The sequence below is a fragment of the Bacillus sp. FSL H8-0545 genome, assembly GCF_038006105.1.
Lineage (GTDB): Bacteria > Bacillota > Bacilli > Bacillales > Bacillaceae_G > Bacillus_A > Bacillus_A cereus_U.
Genome location: NZ_JBBOUO010000001.1, coordinates 1301462 through 1320511 on the forward strand (window position 1 = coordinate 1301462; position 19050 = coordinate 1320511).

The following is a 19050-nucleotide window of genomic DNA, read 5'->3' on the forward strand; positions in this document are numbered from 1 at the left end:
TTGATAAGTGAGGGACTCGTCCCTTACTTATCAAAATATATTTCTGAAAATTCAGATAAAAAAGGAGTGTTTTAATTGGAAAAACGTATCGTTTGTTTAGCGGGTGATGGTGTTGGTCCGGAAGTTATGGAAAGCGCGAAGGAAGTATTGCATATGGTAGAGAGGTTATATGGACATCATTTTCATTTACAAGATGAGTACTTTGGCGGAGCTGCTATCGATTTAACTGGGCAACCATTACCACAGCGAACACTTGCCGCTTGTTTAGCGAGTGATGCGGTTTTACTTGGAGCGGTTGGTGGACCTCGGTGGGATGATGCGAAAGAAAGGCCAGAGAAAGGATTATTAGCTTTAAGAAAAGGACTTGGTGTATTTGCAAATGTTCGCCCTGTAACAGTAGAAAGCGCAACTGCACATTTATCGCCATTAAAAAACGCAGATGAAATTGACTTCGTTGTCGTTCGTGAACTAACAGGTGGTATTTATTTCTCTTATCCAAAAGAAAGAACGGAAGAATCGGCAACTGATACACTTACGTACCATCGTCATGAAATTGAACGTATCGTGTCGTATGCTTTTCAATTAGCGAGTAAGAGAGAGAAAAAAGTAACGTCTATTGATAAAGCGAATGTTTTAGAATCTAGTAAACTGTGGAGAGCTGTTACGGAAGAAGTAGCTCTTCGTTATCCTGATGTTGAATTAGAGCACATTTTAGTAGATGCAGCTGCTATGGAGTTAATTCGGAATCCAGGACGTTTTGATGTAATTGTAACCGAAAATTTATTTGGTGACATTTTAAGTGACGAGGCCTCTGTATTGGCAGGTTCATTAGGAATGCTTCCATCAGCGAGTCATGCGGAAAATGGGCCGTCTTTATATGAACCTATTCACGGATCAGCACCAGATATTGCAGGGAAAAATAAAGCGAATCCAATTGCGATGATGCGTTCAGTTGCGATGATGCTCGGACAATCATTTGGATTAACGAGAGAAGGGTATGCAATTGAATCCGCGATATCTGCAGTTCTTAAATCTGGAAAATGTACAGCTGATATTGGGGGAGATGAGACGACAACTTCATTTACGAAGGCGGTTATTCAAGAAATGGAAGAGCAAGCGCTAGTAGGGAGAGGACGATAATGGGCAAAAGATTACTAGATAAGCTTTGGGAGAGACATGTAGTTGCAACGAATGAAAATGGATTGGATTTATTATATATCGATCTTCATCTCGTTCATGAAGTAACGTCACCGCAAGCCTTTGAAGGCTTGCGGCTGGCAAATCGAACTGTCCGCAGACCGGAATTAACGTTTGCAACGATGGATCATAATATTCCGACGATAGATGTTTGGAATATTACCGATCGTATTGCGAAGCAGCAATTGGATACACTTCGTGAGAACTGTAAACAATTTCAGGTGTCATTAGCTGATATTGGTGATGAAGAGCAAGGAATCGTTCACGTTATAGGACCAGAACTTGGGCTCACGCAGCCAGGGAAAACGATTGTTTGTGGTGATAGTCATACAGCCACCCACGGTGCTTTCGGAGCGTTAGCATTTGGTATTGGTACGAGTGAAGTAGAACATGTATTAGCAACGCAAACGTTGTGGCAACGAAAGCCGAAAGCGATGGGAATTGAATTAAAAGGAAAGTTACCAAAAGGCGTTTATGCAAAGGATATTATTTTGCATCTCCTTTCAAAGTACGGTGTAGCAGTTGGAACTGGATATGTAATGGAATTTTACGGTGAGACGATTCATGCTATGGAAATGGAAGAGAGGATGACACTTTGCAATATGGCAATTGAAGGGGGAGCGAAAGCTGGCATCATTGCACCAGATGAGAAAACATTTTCTTATGTAAAAGGGCGTGAATATGCACCGAAAGACTATGAAATGTTTACGGGAAAATGGTCGCAGCTTTATACAGATTCAGATGCAATTTATGATTTGCATATTTCGGTAAATGTTACGGATTTAGCACCGTATGTCACTTGGGGAACAAATCCTAGTATGGGTGTTCGAATTGATGAAAAATTACCAGAAAAACATGATGAAAATGATGAAAGAGCATATTCGTATATGGGATTGAGTCCTGGACAAAGTACTTTTGAAATTCCAGTTCAGCATGTCTTCATTGGGTCTTGTACAAATTCTCGATTATCTGATTTGGAAATTGCAGCATCTGTTGTAAAAGGGAAAAAAGTGAAAGACGGTGTGCGAGCCCTCGTTGTGCCTGGTTCTAAAAGGATAAGAGAAGCAGCGATGCAAAAAGGATTACATCACATATTTGAAGAAGCGGGATTTGAATGGAGAGAGCCTGGATGTTCAATGTGTCTTGGAATGAATCCGGATCAAGTGCCTGAAGGGGAGCATTGTGCATCTACTTCAAATCGTAATTTTGAAGGAAGGCAAGGGAAAGGAGCACGAACACATTTAGTAAGCCCAGCTATGGCAGCAGCAGCTGCGTTATATGGTCATTTTGTTGATATTAGAAAGGAGAATTATGATGGAGCCATTTCGTATTCATAAAGGTACTGCCGCAGTACTTATGAATGATAACATTGATACAGATCAAATTATTCCGAAGCAATATTTAAAGAGAATTGAAAGGACGGGATTTGGAAAATATTTATTTGATGAGTGGCGTTACGATAATGAGCGCCATGAAAATCCTAATTTCCCTCTTAATGCGCAAGAACGAAAAGGAGCAAGTATATTAATTACGGGTGATAATTTTGGATGCGGTTCATCAAGAGAACATGCTCCGTGGGCGCTTGCTGATTATGGTTTCCGCGTTATTATCGCCGGGGGATTTGCAGATATTTTTTATATGAATTGTATGAAAAATGGTATGTTACCGATTGTAATGGATAAAGAAATGCGTGAACAACTTGCTAAAACGGATGCGAGAGAACAAATAGAAGTATATTTAGAGAATGAGGTAATTACAACGAATACGCATAGGTTTCATTTTACAATCGAAAAAATGTGGAAAGAGAAATTATTAAATGGTCTAGATGAAATTAGCATTACGATGCAATACGAACGAGAAATTGGAGAGTATGAAAGAGAGATAGCCTTATATTAATAAATAACGGAATATTAAAAAATCTATTTACATTCAGAATTAACTGTTATATACTATGTGAAAATCAGAGGAGAAAGGGAGTAAGTATTATGAATATCGTGCAATCTATTAAAATGCTTACACAACTACATCATCATACATGAAACCCTTGAACCTAACGTGAAAACGTGTAGGCACAAGGGTTATTCCCGTTGTACCTACACTCTACTAAAGAGCCTTGTAGGTATTTTTTCTACAAGGCTCTTTTTATTTTCGGTTTAGGTGAATGGAATGAGCATACATTAGAGAGGGAAAGGTGTGTGAAATGAGATGGCAAAGTGGAAGCGTGCAAATCCGAATGGAACGAGGGATTACTTATGCGAAGAATGTACGTTAATTGAAGAAGTGGAACAAAAATTAAGACGGACCTTTTTAGGCAGAGGTTATGAAGAAATAAGGACACCTACAATTGAATTTTACGATGTTTTTGCATTTCAAAATAGGCCAATAGATGAAGAAAAGATGTATAAATTTTTTGATGAAAAAGGGCGGATTATCGTTTTACGCCCAGATATGACAATTCCTTTAGCAAGAGTAATAGGAACGCAGAGATGGGACACTCCTCTTAAAGTGACATATAGTGGAAATGTATTTCGGGCAAATGAGTCGCTTTCTGGAAAATATAATGAAATGGTACAAAGTGGTATTGAAATTATCGGGATTGATAATGTAAGAGCGGAAATTGAGTGTGTCATAAGCGTAATTCAAGCACTTCAAAAATTGAAGGTACAATCTTTTACAATTGAGATTGGGCAAGTGCAGTTATATAAATGTATTGTAAAAAAACTCTCCATTCATGATGAAGAAGAGAAGTTACTTAGAACATATATTGAGAGTAAAAATTATGCCGGTCTCTCAAATTTTATCGAAGAAAAAAAATTAGATCGGTGTGATGAAACAGTAAGATTACTGGAGAAACTACCAAGGTTATTCGGGAGTTTAGATGTTATTGAGGAAGCAGAAAAACTCGCCTCAAGTAATGAAATGAAAATGGCCATTGCAAGAGTGAAAGAAATATATGAAACAATTGAACAGTTAGGATATGGCCCTTACATATCAATTGATTTAGGTATGGTTCAACATTTGGATTATTATACGGGTGTTATTTTCAAAGGGTATATATATGAAATTGGAGAAGAGATTGTTAGTGGCGGAAGGTATGATGAATTAATTGGAAATTTTGGAGAGATGATGCCAGCGGTTGGGCTCGCGGTGCAAGTAAATCAAATAGTTAAGGCACTTCAAGAGCAGCAAGAACCATATAAACGAAAGAGAATAGATATTATGATTCATTATGAGTTAAATAGATTAGCAGAAGCGGAAAGGTTACGAAATTTACTTCAAAAGGACGGGAAGAATGCCCAGTTATCTTTATTCTCTAATTTAAACGATACTTTTCAATTTGCAAACAAGAATAAAATAATGACAGTCGTTGAGGCGAAGAGTGAATCACTAGTGGAATATGTATGGAGAGAGAAATGGATCATCCAGAAAGAAGGAGAGGCTTCATGCGTAACATTCAAATTGCGTTAACGAAAGGAAGATTAGAAAAGCATGTTATTCCACTGTTTGAGAAAATTGGAATTGATTGTTCGGAGCTCAAAGATAAAGGAAGAAAACTTGTGTTTAAAAGTAAAAACACAAACATTTCATTTATTTTAGTGAAAGCGGTAGATGTTGCTACTTATGTAGAACATGGCGTAGCTGATATTGGAGTCGTTGGAAAAGATATATTAATGGAATTTGAGAAAGATATATATGAGATGGTGGATTTAGGAGTAGGCGTGTGTAAATTTTGTGTCGCTTCTATTCCTACGTATAATCCGAAGAGTTATCGGAAAAAACGAATTGCTACGAAATATCCGCACATTACTTCTACATATTTTCATGATAAAGGGGAGGATGTAGAAATTATTAAAATAGAAGGATCTGTAGAGATTGCTCCACTTCTAGGTTTGGCAGATGCAATTGTTGATATTGTTGAAACAGGAAAAACATTACAAGAAAACGGGTTAATTGTATTTGAGGAAATGTGCTCTATATCAGCTCGAATGATTGTGAATAAGGCTGCATTGAAAACTAAAAAAGACGAAATATTCGGTATTATAAATATGATGGAACAAGAAATTTTGTCAGGGAAATAGGGGGACTTTCAATGGAGATAGTTTGTGAAGATTTCCAAGAGGCTTTATCGAAAATAAAATTGCTACGAGAAAGCGCTAATTTTATAGAAGAAACTGTTCAAAGAAGTGTAAGCGAAATTGTTCAAAACGTAAGGGAGAGTAAAGATAAAGCTGTATCGTTCTATACAAAAAAGTTTGATGGTGTAGAGATAAAAGATTTTCGTGTAAGTGCAGAAGAAATAAAACAAGCAAGTAAGTTTGTAGAACAAGCTTTTTTAGAAGCGTTAGAAGAGGCAAAGAAAAACATTGTCTCGTATCACGAAAAGCAAACAAGACAATCTATGTTCGATTGCGTGAGTGAAGGGGTAATTAGAGGACAGCTCATTCGGCCGTTAGAAAATGTAGGTGTATATGTGCCGGGCGGGACAGCTTCGTATCCTTCATCAGTATTAATGAATGTATTGCCAGCAAAACTCGCAGGAGTGAAAAAAATTGTAATGGTAACACCGCCGAGGCAAGGAGGAATTGATCCGCATATTTTAGCTGCTGCAAGTCTTGCAGGTGTAGATGAAATTTATATGGCCGGTGGTGCTCAAGCAATTGCTGCTCTAGCATATGGAACGGAATCGATTCCTAAAGTAGATAAAATAGTTGGACCTGGAAATTTATATGTTGCTCTAGCGAAGCGAGAAGTATATGGGATAGTCAATATCGATATGATTGCTGGACCATCAGAAATTGTAGTTATCGCAGATGAAACAGGAAATGCCGAATATATTGCTGCTGATTTATTATCACAAGCAGAGCATGATGAAAGAGCGACTGCTATTTGTATTACAACGAATGTACAGCTTGCTAAAGAAGTAGAAAGAGAAATAGAAAGACAGCTAGAGACGTTACCAAGAAGTGAAATAGCTCGTGAGTCAATAAAAAGAAATGGATCAATTTTTATTGTCCCTTCTTTAGAAGATGCGTTTCATTTATCAAATGAAATCGCTCCAGAACATTTAGAGTTACACATAAAAGAGCCAATGAATGCTCTAGCTTATGTAAAGCATGCTGGATCAATTTTTCTTGGTCCATATGCACCTGAACCGCTTGGAGATTATTTGGCGGGGCCGAATCACGTATTACCGACAAGTGGAACGGCAAGGTTTTTCTCTCCGTTATCCGTCGATGATTTTGTGAAAAAATCAAGCTTCGTTTCTTATACGGAAGAAGCGTTAAGAAGTGTACAGCATCATATTGTAGAACTTGCAAATAAAGAAGGCTTACATGCACACGCAAGAGCAATCCAAATTAGGTTTAAGGAGGAAGAATAATGCGCCAATCTAGTCAAGCACGTGAGACGACTGAAACAAAGATTAAATTAAGTTTGCAGCTCGATGAAAGTACGAATGTTTCTGTGCAAACGGGAGTTGGTTTTTTTGATCATATGCTAACTTTATTTGCTAGGCATGGAAGATTCGGTTTGCAAGTTGAAGCTGAAGGTGATGTATTCGTCGATGCGCATCATACGGTTGAAGATGTTGGCATTGTACTTGGAACTTGCTTGCAAGAAGCATTGCAAAATAAAGAAGGGATTAATCGTTACGGCTCAGCGTATGTACCGATGGATGAATCTTTAGGATTTGTCGCGATTGATATAAGCGGGCGCTCATATATTGTATTTCAAGGTGAATTAACAAATCCGAAGCTAGGAGATTTTGACACAGAATTAACGGAAGAATTTTTTAGAGCAGTTGCCCATGCTGCAAATATTACGTTACATGCTCGCATTTTATACGGAAGCAATACACATCACAAAATTGAAGCTCTATTTAAAGCATTTGGTCGAGCGCTTAGAGAGGCAGTCGATAAAAATGCCAACATTACTGGTGTAAATTCAACGAAAGGGATGTTGTAATTGATTACTATTATAGATTATGGAATGGGGAATATTCGCAGTGTGGAACAAGCATTAAAATATATTAGAGCAGAGTACATCGTAACGGATGACAAAGAAGAAATATTGAGAAGTGATGGCGTTATTTTACCGGGAGTAGGTGCATTTCCGAAGGCGATGGACATTTTAGAAGAAAAAGATTTAGTATGTGTGCTAAAAGAAGTTGGAAGTTCAGGAAAACCACTTCTAGGTATTTGCTTAGGAATGCAGCTTTTATTTGAAAAAAGTGAGGAACTACAAGACTGTAACGGATTAAATTTATTGCCAGGTGTCATTAGAAAGTTAAAAGTTCCTTATAAAATTCCACATATTGGGTGGAATGAGTTGAAGAAAGATGGAGAAATACCGCTTTGGAATGGAGTAGAGGACGGTTCTTTCGTATATTATGTCCACTCTTATTATGCAGATTGTCCAAATGAAATTGTGTATGGGGCAAGTGAGTATGGAGTGCAAGTACCTGGTTTTGTAGCAAAAGGAAATATATTTGGCACACAGTTTCATCCTGAAAAAAGTGGTGAAATTGGAATGCAAATGTTAAAAAATTTCAAAGGAGTGGTAGAAGCATGGAAATCTTCCCAGCTATCGATGTAAAAGAAGGACGATGCGTAAGGCTGTATCAAGGAGAGTTTAGTAAAGAAACGGTGATGAATGAAGACCCAGTCGCACAAGCAACAGTATTTGAAAAAATTGGAGCGAAAATACTACATGTTGTTGATTTAGATGGAGCAATTGCTGGGGAGTCAGTAAATTTACCTGTCATTGAAAAAATATGCAAGGCGGTACGTATTCCGGTGCAAGTTGGAGGAGGAGTTCGGTCACTCGCGGCAGTGGAGAAGTTGTTGTCAGTAGGTGTAGAAAAAGTGATATTAGGAACGGCTGCCCTTTACGATAAATCATTTTTAGAAGAAGCGGTTCGTCTATATAAGGAGAAAATCATAGTTGGAATTGATGCGAAAAATGGTTTCGTAGCAACAAGGGGCTGGTTAGATGTGTCTGAAATTTCGTACATCGATTTAGCGAAGCAAATGGAAAGTTTAGGTGTTCAAACGATTGTGTTTACGGACATTTCAAAAGATGGGACACTTGCAGGACCAAGTTTTGAGCAATTGGAGTTACTGCAAAAAAGCGTGGGTATTCGTGTGATTGCATCTGGAGGTGTCGCATCTATTCAAGAAGTGAAAAGATTAAATGATATGAATATATATGGCGTCATAATTGGAAAGGCACTTTACGAGAAAACGATTGATTTAGAAGAAGTGTTAGAGGTAACAAAACTATGTTAGCGAAACGAATTATTCCATGTCTAGATGTGAAAGATGGGCGGGTCGTAAAGGGTGTAAATTTTATAGGGTTACAAGACGTCGGTGATCCTGTTGAAATAGCCGCATTATATAATGATGCGGGAGCAGATGAAATCGTATTTTTAGATATTACTGCGACGCATGAAGGGCGAAAAACGATTATAGATGTTGTAGAAAAAACTGCTTCAAAAGTATTCATTCCTCTCACAGTTGGCGGGGGGATTTCAAATGTGAGAGGAATGTACAATTTACTAAGAGCTGGAGCGGATAAAGTCTCAATAAACTCAGCAGCAGTGAGAAATCCGAAGTTAATCCAGGAAGGTGCAGAACATTTTGGCTCACAATGTATTGTCGTAGCAATTGATGCTAGAAAAGTAGCAGAAGATAAATGGAATGTATACGTAAATGGCGGAAGACTTAATACAGGGATGGATGCAATCGAATGGGCGAAGCGCGTTGTTGAGCTCGGAGCAGGAGAAATTTTGTTGACGAGTATGGATGCAGATGGAACGAAAAACGGATATGATCTTCGTTTAACAGAAGCAATTTCAAACAGCGTCTCTGTCCCAGTAATCGCATCAGGTGGATGTGGTCATGTGGATCACATTATAGAAGTATTTCAAAAGACAACAGTTGATGCAGCATTAGCAGCATCAATCTTTCATTATGGTGAAGCGACTGTACAGGATGTAAAGCGAAAATTAAGAGAAGCAAACGTTGAGGTGCGGTTATGAAACCTAACTTTGCAAAAGGGTTGATACCAGCTGTTGTTATCGAGGAAGATACGAAAGAAGTTTTAATGTTAGCTTATATGAATGAAGAAGCGTATGACAAGACGCTGGAAACGAAAAGAACATGGTTTTATTCCCGTTCGAGACAATCGTTATGGAATAAAGGAGGTACATCGGGAAATATCCAATATGTGCAATCACTTTATTTAGACTGTGATCAAGATTCAATCGTTGTTGTCGTAAAGCAAGTAGGGCCTGCTTGCCATACGGGAGAAAAAACGTGTTTTCACTATAAAATTATATAGGGGGATACATATGGAAGATATTCTTAAGTTATTATTTGAAACAATTGAAGAACGAAAGAAAAATCCACTTTCTGAATCATATACGAATTATTTATTTTCAAAAGGTGAAGATAAAATTTTAAAGAAAATTGGTGAGGAGTGCACAGAAGTAATTATCGCGTCTAAAAATAATGATAAAGAAGAACTAGTGAAAGAAATGGTTGATGTATTTTATCACTGTTTTGTTTTATTAGCCGAAAAAAATATATCATTAGAAGATGTTATGAAGGAAGTGAAAGAACGAAACGGAAAGCTTTCGAGAGTAGGGGACAGAAGAGAAATAGATACATTATAGGGGGGATATGTATGAAAGTGGACTATCATATTCATTTAGAAGAAGGACCGTATTCAATAGGTTGGCTTGCTAAAATAAATGAAGCACTACAATATTATGAACCGCTTAAAGAAGAAAAACATTCTATGGAGTGGCTTATAAAAACGCAAGAACGTTTGCAAAAACGTGTGAAGGAAGGGCCGTTTACAGCAAAATGGATTGATTTATATTTAGAAGAAGCTTTACGAAAAGGTATAAAAGAAGTTGGTATTGTTGATCATTTATATCGTTTTCGTGAGGCGCAAGGATATTATGAGAAATATGTAGATATTAGTCATTCAAAGCTTGGTCGTTTACAGAAGGAATGGTTAGATCAAGTAAGAGTAACGTCTATTTCTGAATTTACAAAGGCGATTGAAGATGCAAAAGAGCGATGGAGTAAACGGGGGATAACGCTTAAGCTTGGAATTGAAGCAGATTATTTTATCGGCGGGGAACAAGAGTTAAAAGGTTTGCTAGCACTAGGAGACTTTGATTATGTAATCGGTTCGGTCCATTTTATAGATGGATGGGGATTTGATAATCCAGATACGAAAGAGTATTTTGATACGCATGAGTTACATACTTTATATCATACGTTTTTCGCTACAGTTGAAAGTGCTGTTCGTTCTGAGCTCTTTGATATAATAGCTCATCTTGATAACATAAAAGTATTTAATTACCGATTAGATGAGAATGAACAGCTTTCTTATTATAAGGAAATTGCGCGTGCGTTAGTGGAAACAAATACCGCAACAGAAATAAATGCGGGATTGTACTATCGCTATCCTGTGCGCGAAATGTGTCCAAGTCCGCTTTATTTGCAAGTATTAGCTAAGTATGGAGTTCCGATTACTCTATCCTCAGATGCTCATTATCCGAATGATTTAGGAAAGTATGTGGAAGAGAATATAAAGACATTACGCAATCATGATATTTCTCACATAGCTACATTTACGAAACGAGTAAGAACGATGAGATTGCTTGAAGAAGAAGTAACAATTTCAAAATAAAACACGATTTTTTGATGAAAACGACCCTTTTTGTTCAAAATAAGAAAGAATGAAAAGGAGGGTGGAAAATGGCGAAACAACAAAATAAACAAAACGTACAAGCGGCAGATCAAGCTTATACTTCTGAAACGAATAATACAGCTAACTCAGTTATCCAGGAACAAATTAGTGATACAGTTGCAGAAGGAACAATAGATGCAAAGCTTGGGCAAGAATCGCAAGAGAAAGCGTAAGAAGAGGGGAGAGATGAATCTCCTCTTTTCTTATGGGTAAAAAAGTGTCGATTTTCAAAACTATAATCAAATTCCTTGGTTTTTACATGTGGATTTCTTACAATGAAATATAAGAGATATCTTATTTTGTATAGAAGAGGTGTTAGTAGTGGCGAAAATATTAGTTGCAGGGAAAATTCCAGAAATCGGATTAGAACTATTAAAAGATCATGATGTAGAAATGTACGATAAAGAGGAGTTAATTTCTTTAGATGAATTAACAGAGCGTGTAAAAGATAAAGATGCATTGTTAAGTTTACTTTCTACAAAGGTGCCGAAAGAAGTTATTGATGCAGCACCTCATTTAAAGATTGTTGCAAACTACGGTGCTGGTTACGACAATATTGATTTTACGTATGCAGGAGAAAAAGGAATTGCAGTATCGAATACACCGAAAGTATCAACTGAAGCGACAGCAGAATTAACATTTGCACTTCTTTTAGCAGCGGCACGTAGAATTCCTGAAGGGGATACGTTATGTCGTACAACTGGATTTAACGGCTGGGCACCATTATTTTTCTTGGGCCGCGAAGTGCACGGTAAGACAATTGGAATTATTGGCCTTGGAGAAATAGGGAAGGCAGTTGCAAAGCGTGCGAAAGCATTTGGAATGGATATTTTATATACAGGGCCAAATCGTAAGCCTGAAGCTGAAAGTGAACTGGGAGCAACATATGTAACATTGGAAGAATTATTACAAACAGCGGACTTTATTACAATTAACTGTGCTTATAATCCGAAATTACATCATATGATTGATGAAGAACAGTTTAAAATGATGAAGAAAACAGCATATATTATAAATGCTTCACGTGGACCAATTATGCATGAATTTGCACTTGCTCATGCACTAAAAACGAATGAAATTGAAGGTGCAGCTCTTGATGTATTTGAATTTGAACCGAAAATTACAGAAGAGCTAAAAGGATTAAAGAATGTGGTACTTGCGCCTCACGTAGGGAATGCAACGTTTGAAACGCGTGATGCGATGGCTGAAATGGCAGTAAGAAATATTTTAGCTGTATTAAACGGTGAAGAACCTGTAACACCTGTAAATCAAAAAGTATTGGTTACAAAATAAAAAGAAACCTTCCAATTTGAACTGTACCCTATAAAATGGACAGTTTAATAAAAAAGCCCTGAAAAATCAAGCACTTAAAAGGTGATTCCGATATTCGATCGGAGCCATCTTTTTTAATGTCCACTGATAACGATTATAATTATACTCCTCCATATAATCCTTTATGTTGAGCTCAAGGGATTCAAAGGTTTGACAATCTTTATAATCTAATTCATCTTTCATATGACCAAAAAAGGATTCCATTGGTGCATTGTCTAAACAATTGCCCCTACGGGACATAGATTGTCTGATCCCCATTTCTCTTACACGTTTCTGAAATTCAGGGTGTGTATAATGAATACCTTGGTCTGAATGTAGAAGCGCTTCAGGATGAATGACTTCTCCTAATCTCTCTTTCAAGTTATCTAATGTTTGATAGACGATATCCATTCGTAAAGAGGAAGAGACATGATAGGCTAAAATCTCTCGTGTTGCGCTGTCTTTTACACATGATAAATAAGCCTTCTTTCCTTTTCCATAAAATAAATAGGTAATATCCGTTAACATACTTTTTTCAGGCTCTTCTTGATTGAATTGGCGTTTTAAAAGGTTCGGACATGTTTTATGTTCTTGTGTCGCTTTTGCGATGTGTTTATAAGGATTCGCTCGGCGAATCTTTGTCACAAGGTTATATTTACGCATAATACGGTAAATACGCTTGAGATTCATACAAATTCCTTTTGTCTTTTCCAACACCATTTTGATAGAACGACCACCACATGTTTTCCCTTTTCGATTAAAAATTTCTTGGATCCATTCATAATCTGTTTCATCATTGCGTTCTTTTTCCAGCTGTTTATCTGTCTGATGAAGCCACGCATAGTATCCACTCCGACTTACCCCAGTCAGTGTGCAAAGGTAACGCACCATACGTGGGAATTGGAATCGACGTATGGTTTGTTCAATCAGTGTGTATGTTTCTCGTGGTGTTAACGCTTCTTCTGTAACGCCTGCCTTTCGAGTTCGTCTAACTTTTTTAGGAATGTCAATTCCGCTTCTAAAAACGCAATACGTGCTTCCGCTTTCTTTAATTTTTCATCAGAAGAGAGGGGTTTTTCCGAAGGGCGTCCCGTGCTTCCTTTCCCACGGCGTTCTGTATAAAAGCCTTCCTCACCAAATTGTTCAAAGGTTCTTCGCCAACGTTTCAAGCATTGTTTTGGTTTCTTCTCACCGATCACAGCTAAGTCAAACCCATTCTCTAAAAAGATTTGGCTAGGACCTTTTCCTTGTTGATTTTCTTTTACCGCTCTTACTTTGAAATCTGAACAATAGCTAATCGAACGGTCCGACGCTTTTAATACATTTTTATTTTTTTCTAGCTGTTTCATTTGAATTTCGTTAAAAATAATTTTACTCATTCTCCGTACCTCATTTCTATCGTTGGTTCCATTATAACGAGGTTTTTTGATAAAAATACACAAAAACCCCGAATCATGGGGCTTTTTTTAAGTGTCCATGATTCGGGGTACAGTTCACTTTCGGAAGGTTTCTTTTATTTTTCTTTATTTGCTTTTTTAGAAGGTCTTTGTCTAAGGAATTGAGATAGCATATACAAAATATATAGTGGAATGGCAATGAATAAGAAAACCGAAAAATTACCAAAACCTGTTTGGTACATTGTGATAATACTTCCAACTAAAAATAGTGTAATAATTATGCTATATCGTGGAATTGGTACATCTTTTAAACTTGGGATGCGAATTCGGCTCACCATTAAAAATGCGAACGTTACAAATACTGTAATAAGAACGATTTTTGGAATGGTATTTGAAAATAATGTTAGGAAAGCGACAAGCCCTCCTGCTGCAGTAATCGGAACTCCAGTGAAATATTTCATAGAAGTAGAAGATGGTGTTACATTAAATCGTGCTAAGCGATATGCTCCGAACAGTGGGAATAATCCCGCTATGTATAGTCCAATGATTCCGTAGTTGGAAAAAGATGTGTAATACATTAAAACAGCAGGTGCTGCACCAAATGTTACAACATCTGCGAGTGAATCAAGCTCTTTTCCCATTTGTGAATCAACGCGTAATAAACGAGCAACACGACCATCAAGACTATCTAACATCATCCCGATAAGTACTAAAATAGCAGCTGATTTATAATATCCTAAAGATGCATAGCCGATTGACAAGAATCCGCTATATAAATTTCCGAGCGTAAATAAGTTTGGAATAGCTGCTCTATACAAAATCTGATCCCTTGCTTTCTGTTATAAATTCTTAATTAGTGTACGAAAGTTTACTTATTTTATCATACCATAAATTTCTTTCTCATACGAAAGAAATTCCCAATTTGTGAAAGATTTGAAGTGTAAGTAAAAAAGAAGCAACTTTTCACAAAGTTGCTTCCTGCATTATTCAAATTTCGTTGTCATCGTTCCAGTTTTAAATCGATTGTTAGGATCGAATCGTAATAAATCTCCATAAATCAGTTTGTCAGAGAGTTTTAAATCTGTTTTTGCTTTTTCAATATACGGCTGACACAGTGCTACATCTGCCTCTTCACCTGAGCTTCTTTTGTAGCACATATTTTTTGTATACACATAATCCTCTGTTACAAAACTACCATCTCGCATTACCATAAGTGGATCTTTTTCTTTTATAAATAAGTCAGTTCCAAATTCAACTGATTGATTCGTTTTAATACCAAGTAAATGAAGCAGCGTTGGTTTAATATCAATTTGTCCTGATACTTTAGAGATAACTTTTCCTTCTTGACCCGGTACATGAATAATGAGGGGGACGCGCTGTAATTGCATAGAATCAAATGGTGTAATAGCGTCTTTCCCAAGGAACTGAGCCATAGCTGCATTATGGTTTTCGGAAATGCCGTAGTGATCCCCATAAATGACAATAACGGAATTGTCGTATAGTCCTTCTTCTTTTAATTGGTTAATGAATAATTTGAGAGCTTCATCCGTGTAGCGAACCGTTGGGAAATAGCGGTTTAGAACACCGCTTTCCGAATTAAACTCATCAACATATTGATCTTCTGGATTTAGAAGAAACGGAAAATGATTTGTTAAAGTAATAAATTTCGTATAGAACGGTTGCGGTAAAGATTTTAACTTTGGAATAGATTGTTCAAAGAACTCTTTATCTTTTAATCCCCAACCGACAGACATTTGTTCAGTGCCTACGTAATCATTTAAATTAAAATAACGATCATATCCAAGTGCAGGATACATTACATCACGATTCCAAAATGTTTTATCGTTTGAATGGAAGACAGCGGAAGAATATCCGTATTTCTTTAACTGTTCGGGTGTGGCAGTATATTCATTTGTTGCATGAGTAAAGAATACAGAACCACGGTCTAACGGATAAAGTGAGTTTTCAACGATAAATTCAGCATCGGAAGTTTTACCTTGTCCTGTTTGATGATAGAAGTTATCGAAGTAAAAACTATCTTTTATAAACTGATTTAAAAATGGAGTAATCTCTTTTCCATTTATTTTTTTATTAATAACAAAACTTTGTGTAGACTCCATTGAAATTAAAATTACATTTTTACCTTTTGCAGCTCCAAATAAGTTTTTATCGACTTGCTTATCTTTTGCGTCAGTATAATTTTTAATTTCGGAGAATCCGTCGCCACTTGCAAATACACGTTCAGCCGAAGATTTAGATTGAAGTGTAATATCGAATAGATGATATGTGTATAAACCTAAGTTTTTCACGACAGTTTGACGATCAAATGAGCGTGAGAACATTTGTGGTTTATAAATAACTGAAACAGTAATTTGCAGTGCCAATAGCGCTGTTACACCACTAAAGAAAGTCCGTTTCTCAGAACGAGAAAGTGGCGTCCTGTCACAAAATGATGGGAATTTACGTGAAATAAACATTAAAATAATTGCATCTGCAAATAAAAGTAATGTCTTGTACGTAAAGAGCTCTTTAATGCTCGTTCCTAAGTCAGCCATATTATTTGTTTGGAATAAAACAGGAAAAGTAACAAAATCGTTATAGAACCCGTAAAACATTGCATTTCCAAATAAAATAAATGACAGTATAAAACTAATTCCAATAATAATTCGGTTTCGGTACTTAGATGCAAGTAAAGCTAAACCGAAAAATAAAAGTAATGAAGCTAGTGGATTAATAAAAAGCATAAATTCTTCAAAGAAATTATCAATTTTAATATCAAATGCTAGCTTGTACACAATATATGTTTTAATCCATAATAAAACGACTGCAACGAGTGCAAATCGTAATTTTGGAAACAGATGTTGTAGCATAATATACTCCTCTCTTAAAAGCATGACAGTTCCTGTGAGTTTGTTTGAAAATCGTCTCACTATATATATACGAACAGTCCTTTATTATTATGATTATTATACTATGAGTATCATTATACGAAAATAAAGGAGAGTTGTGGGCTTTTTTTGCAACAATTGAGTAGAAAAAGCGAAGTGGGAGACAATAAAATGGAATTTCTATGTATGATTATTATCATTCGTTAAACATGGAAAGTATCGCATAATGATACGGAGGTTATGATGCGGAAATTATTATATTTTATAGTATGCATTAGTTTTATGCTTTTTGTTTCACCGAGTGTATCAGTAGCACAATATGATGCACCGCTCATGGAAGATGCTCTTTATTCTGTGTTATTTCCAAAAATGAATGAAGCGATTGAGAAACAATATGGAAAATTAAAACCGTTTGATTGTCCCAAAATTATTAGTCTAAAAAAACTTTATAGCGGTACATATTTATTTCAAGCAGTAATTGAAATAACGAAATATGAATCAGGAATAGGTGGAAAAGTACTTCCGCCGTTTGAGAAGATAAGTATGACGTTTAACAATGAAGAAGGAGAATGGACTGTTACAAAAATTTCTATAAAGCGCTTACCAAATGATACGAAATTAAACTGTAAAAAAACAATATAAAAAATTGTTTGACAAATAAAATGGTCCTTTGGTATTGTTAATAGCAACAATTAGATGTTTGAAAATTAAATAGACTTACCTCATCTACTCTCAAAGGTAGAGGCCGCGATAGGAAAGAGTAAGCTATGGGAGATTTAGTGGAATCTGTGATCATAGGTTGAAAGGGACTATTGCCGAAATATAAGAATGACCACGTTATTCATATATTGGGACTGCATTGAATAAATGTAGTACTGTCATAATATTTATTTTATGGAGAGCTATTTGGAGATGTTGATGCGGTTTCTTATTTTGAGAAGATAACAACTTGTTTATTTTTTCAATATATATTTTTCCTAATAAGAAACGCGTGTGAACATTGTTCCGCGCGTTTTTTGTCTATCTAAAAACGTGCTGCAATGAATAGAAGATTGGGGTTATGAGTTTTAGAGGAAATAAGGGAGGAATTCAAATGTATTTACACGGCACAAGCCGAATCAATGGGCAAGGACACTTAGAAATTGGAGGGTGCGATACGACGCAACTAGCAAAACAATACGGAACACCACTTTATGTATACGATGAAGAGTCTATTCGAGGAAAATGTCGTGCGTTTCATCGTGCTTTTAAAGAAAGTGGTTTCTCTTATCAAGTAGCATATGCTAGCAAGGCGTTCTTGTGCATGGAGATGTGCCGAGTAGCTCGTGAAGAAAATATGTCTTTAGACGTTGTCTCTGGAGGAGAATTATATACTGCACTCCAAGCAGGATTTCCGGCTTCGCGCATTCATTTTCACGGAAATAATAAAACAGAAGAAGAAATGATTATGGCTCTTCAGGCAAATATTGGTTGTTTTGTGGTAGATAATTTCTTAGAATTAGAAATTTTACATGATTTAGCAGTGCAACATGGGAAATTTGTGAACATATTAATCCGTGTAACGCCTGGAGTAGAGGCACATACACACGAATATATAACAACAGGTCAAGAGGATTCGAAGTTTGGATTTGGTGTTTCAAATGGTCAAGCGATGCAAGCAATTGAGCTAGCTTTGCAAAAATCAAATTATAATGTGCTAGGAATTCACTCGCACATCGGATCACAAATATTCGAAACGGCTGGTTTTGTTCGAGCAATTGAAGTACTACGTCAATTTTTAGAAGAAGTGAGAGAGCGAACAAACTATGTGGTGAAAGTATTAAATGTCGGCGGAGGTTTCGGTATACGTTATACGGAGTCTGATACACCGTTAACACTTGAAACGTATGTGCACGCTGTAACAAGTACGGTGAGAGAGCAGTTTACAGTATGTGAATACCCGCTTCCAGAAATATGGATTGAACCAGGTCGTAGTATTGTAGGTGATGCGGGAACAACAATTTATACAGTCGGCGCGGTGAAAGAGATTCCAGGCGTAAGAAAATATGTTTCAGTCGATGGTGGGATGACAGATAATTTAAGGCCGGCTCTATATGGAGCACGTTATGAGGCGATGTTGGCGAATCGAGGGAATGATGAAAATGAGGAACTTGTTTCGATTGCTGGGAAATGTTGTGAAAGTGGAGATATGCTGATTTGGGATATTAATCTTCCTAAAGTTGCTTCTTCTGATTTACTAGCGATTTCTTGTACAGGGGCATATGGGTACTCGATGGCTAATAATTATAATCGTATTCGTAGACCGGCTGTAGTCTTTGCAAAAGGCGGAACATCACAAATTGTTGTAGAACGTGAAACATATGAAAATATTATTGGGAACGATCGCATACGTATTAAAGAACTTGTTTAAATATGAAAAAAGGAGTTGTTCAGATGGGCAATTCCTTTTTATAAAATAAAATAATTAAAATATATCGGAAAACTAGGATTGA

Annotated in this window: 20 protein-coding genes and 1 riboswitch; of the genes, 17 read left to right on the forward strand and 3 right to left on the reverse strand. The window is 36.7% G+C overall.

The window, feature by feature from the left end:
• The first annotated feature begins 75 nt into the window (after positions 1-75).
• From leuB to MHI07_RS06960, 15 genes are all read left to right on the forward strand, one after another.
• Complete coding sequence (gene leuB / locus MHI07_RS06890; protein WP_002158676.1) at positions 76-1140, forward strand: 3-isopropylmalate dehydrogenase; 1065 nt, start codon at positions 76-78, stop codon at positions 1138-1140.
• Positions 1140-2534 (forward strand): 3-isopropylmalate dehydratase large subunit, encoded by a 1395-nt coding sequence (gene leuC / locus MHI07_RS06895; protein ID WP_340822724.1) that lies wholly within the window; start codon positions 1140-1142, stop codon positions 2532-2534. The genes leuB and leuC overlap by 1 nt, the downstream gene beginning before the upstream one ends.
• Complete coding sequence (gene leuD / locus MHI07_RS06900) at positions 2512-3093, forward strand: 3-isopropylmalate dehydratase small subunit (RefSeq protein WP_340822725.1); 582 nt, start codon at positions 2512-2514, stop codon at positions 3091-3093. The genes leuC and leuD overlap by 23 nt, the downstream gene beginning before the upstream one ends.
• Positions 3094-3402: 309 nt before the next feature.
• Complete coding sequence (locus tag MHI07_RS06905; RefSeq protein ID WP_340822727.1) at positions 3403-4665, forward strand: ATP phosphoribosyltransferase regulatory subunit; 1263 nt, start codon at positions 3403-3405, stop codon at positions 4663-4665.
• Positions 4641-5276, forward strand: a complete 636-nt coding sequence (hisG, locus tag MHI07_RS06910; protein ID WP_002158672.1) for an ATP phosphoribosyltransferase — start codon at positions 4641-4643, stop codon at positions 5274-5276. Before MHI07_RS06905 ends, hisG begins: the two co-directional genes overlap by 25 nt.
• An 11-nt stretch (positions 5277-5287) precedes the next feature.
• Entirely contained in the window at positions 5288-6577 is a 1290-nt protein-coding gene (hisD, locus tag MHI07_RS06915) for a histidinol dehydrogenase (protein WP_340822730.1), read from the forward strand.
• Positions 6577-7161 (forward strand): imidazoleglycerol-phosphate dehydratase HisB, encoded by a 585-nt coding sequence (hisB, locus tag MHI07_RS06920; RefSeq protein WP_340822732.1) that lies wholly within the window; start codon positions 6577-6579, stop codon positions 7159-7161. Before hisD ends, hisB begins: the two co-directional genes overlap by 1 nt.
• Positions 7162-7791: an imidazole glycerol phosphate synthase subunit HisH gene (hisH, locus tag MHI07_RS06925; RefSeq protein WP_078179578.1), complete on the forward strand. Its 630-nt coding sequence runs from the start codon at positions 7162-7164 to the stop codon at positions 7789-7791.
• Positions 7764-8483 (forward strand): 1-(5-phosphoribosyl)-5-[(5-phosphoribosylamino)methylideneamino]imidazole-4-carboxamide isomerase, encoded by a 720-nt coding sequence (gene hisA / locus MHI07_RS06930; RefSeq protein ID WP_340822736.1) that lies wholly within the window; start codon positions 7764-7766, stop codon positions 8481-8483. Before hisH ends, hisA begins: the two co-directional genes overlap by 28 nt.
• Entirely contained in the window at positions 8477-9235 is a 759-nt protein-coding gene (hisF, locus tag MHI07_RS06935; protein WP_078174445.1) for an imidazole glycerol phosphate synthase subunit HisF, read from the forward strand. Before hisA ends, hisF begins: the two co-directional genes overlap by 7 nt.
• Positions 9232-9537 (forward strand): phosphoribosyl-AMP cyclohydrolase, encoded by a 306-nt coding sequence (gene hisI / locus MHI07_RS06940; protein WP_002158666.1) that lies wholly within the window; start codon positions 9232-9234, stop codon positions 9535-9537. Before hisF ends, hisI begins: the two co-directional genes overlap by 4 nt.
• A gap of 10 nt (positions 9538-9547) precedes the next feature.
• Positions 9548-9871 carry a phosphoribosyl-ATP diphosphatase gene (hisE, locus tag MHI07_RS06945; RefSeq protein ID WP_002158665.1) on the forward strand — a complete coding sequence of 108 codons (324 nt, stop codon included), beginning with the start codon at positions 9548-9550 and terminating at the stop codon, positions 9869-9871.
• A gap of 11 nt (positions 9872-9882) precedes the next feature.
• The gene (locus MHI07_RS06950; protein WP_078174444.1) at positions 9883-10902 is read left to right on the forward strand and encodes a histidinol phosphate phosphatase domain-containing protein; all 1020 of its coding nucleotides are present in this window, start codon (positions 9883-9885) and stop codon (positions 10900-10902) included.
• Positions 10903-10970: 68 nt separating this feature from the next.
• The gene (locus MHI07_RS06955; RefSeq protein WP_340822741.1) at positions 10971-11135 is read left to right on the forward strand and encodes a YozQ family protein; all 165 of its coding nucleotides are present in this window, start codon (positions 10971-10973) and stop codon (positions 11133-11135) included.
• Between the two features lie 148 nt (positions 11136-11283).
• Positions 11284-12255: an NAD(P)-dependent oxidoreductase gene (locus MHI07_RS06960; RefSeq protein WP_340822742.1), complete on the forward strand. Its 972-nt coding sequence runs from the start codon at positions 11284-11286 to the stop codon at positions 12253-12255.
• A gap of 66 nt (positions 12256-12321) precedes the next feature.
• Here the strand turns inward: MHI07_RS06960 and MHI07_RS06965 are convergent.
• The 3 genes from MHI07_RS06965 to MHI07_RS06975 form a co-directional block, all read right to left on the reverse strand.
• Positions 12322-13652, reverse strand: a protein-coding gene (locus MHI07_RS06965) for an IS3 family transposase (protein WP_340822743.1) whose coding sequence is annotated in 2 segments (ribosomal slippage) — positions 12322-13265 and positions 13265-13652 — 1332 coding nt in all. Because the reading frame shifts where the segments join, the coding sequence is not laid out codon by codon here.
• A gap of 134 nt (positions 13653-13786) precedes the next feature.
• Entirely contained in the window at positions 13787-14488 is a 702-nt protein-coding gene (pssA, locus tag MHI07_RS06970; protein WP_002158661.1) for a CDP-diacylglycerol--serine O-phosphatidyltransferase, read from the reverse strand.
• Between the two features lie 165 nt (positions 14489-14653).
• On the reverse strand, positions 14654-16540 hold the full coding sequence (locus MHI07_RS06975; protein WP_078179583.1) for an LTA synthase family protein: 1887 nt from the start codon (positions 16538-16540) through the stop codon (positions 14654-14656).
• Between the two features lie 261 nt (positions 16541-16801).
• Here MHI07_RS06975 and MHI07_RS06980 point away from each other — a divergent pair, with 261 nt between their 5' ends.
• Together MHI07_RS06980 and lysA are read left to right on the forward strand one after the other, a co-directional pair.
• Positions 16802-17200, forward strand: a complete 399-nt coding sequence (locus MHI07_RS06980; RefSeq protein WP_002158658.1) for a DUF3888 domain-containing protein — start codon at positions 16802-16804, stop codon at positions 17198-17200.
• A gap of 89 nt (positions 17201-17289) precedes the next feature.
• Positions 17290-17471, forward strand: a riboswitch (Lysine riboswitch).
• 180 nt (positions 17472-17651) lie between these two features.
• The gene (lysA, locus tag MHI07_RS06985) at positions 17652-18968 is read left to right on the forward strand and encodes a diaminopimelate decarboxylase (protein ID WP_340822748.1); all 1317 of its coding nucleotides are present in this window, start codon (positions 17652-17654) and stop codon (positions 18966-18968) included.
• Positions 18969-19050: the final 82 nt, after the last annotated feature.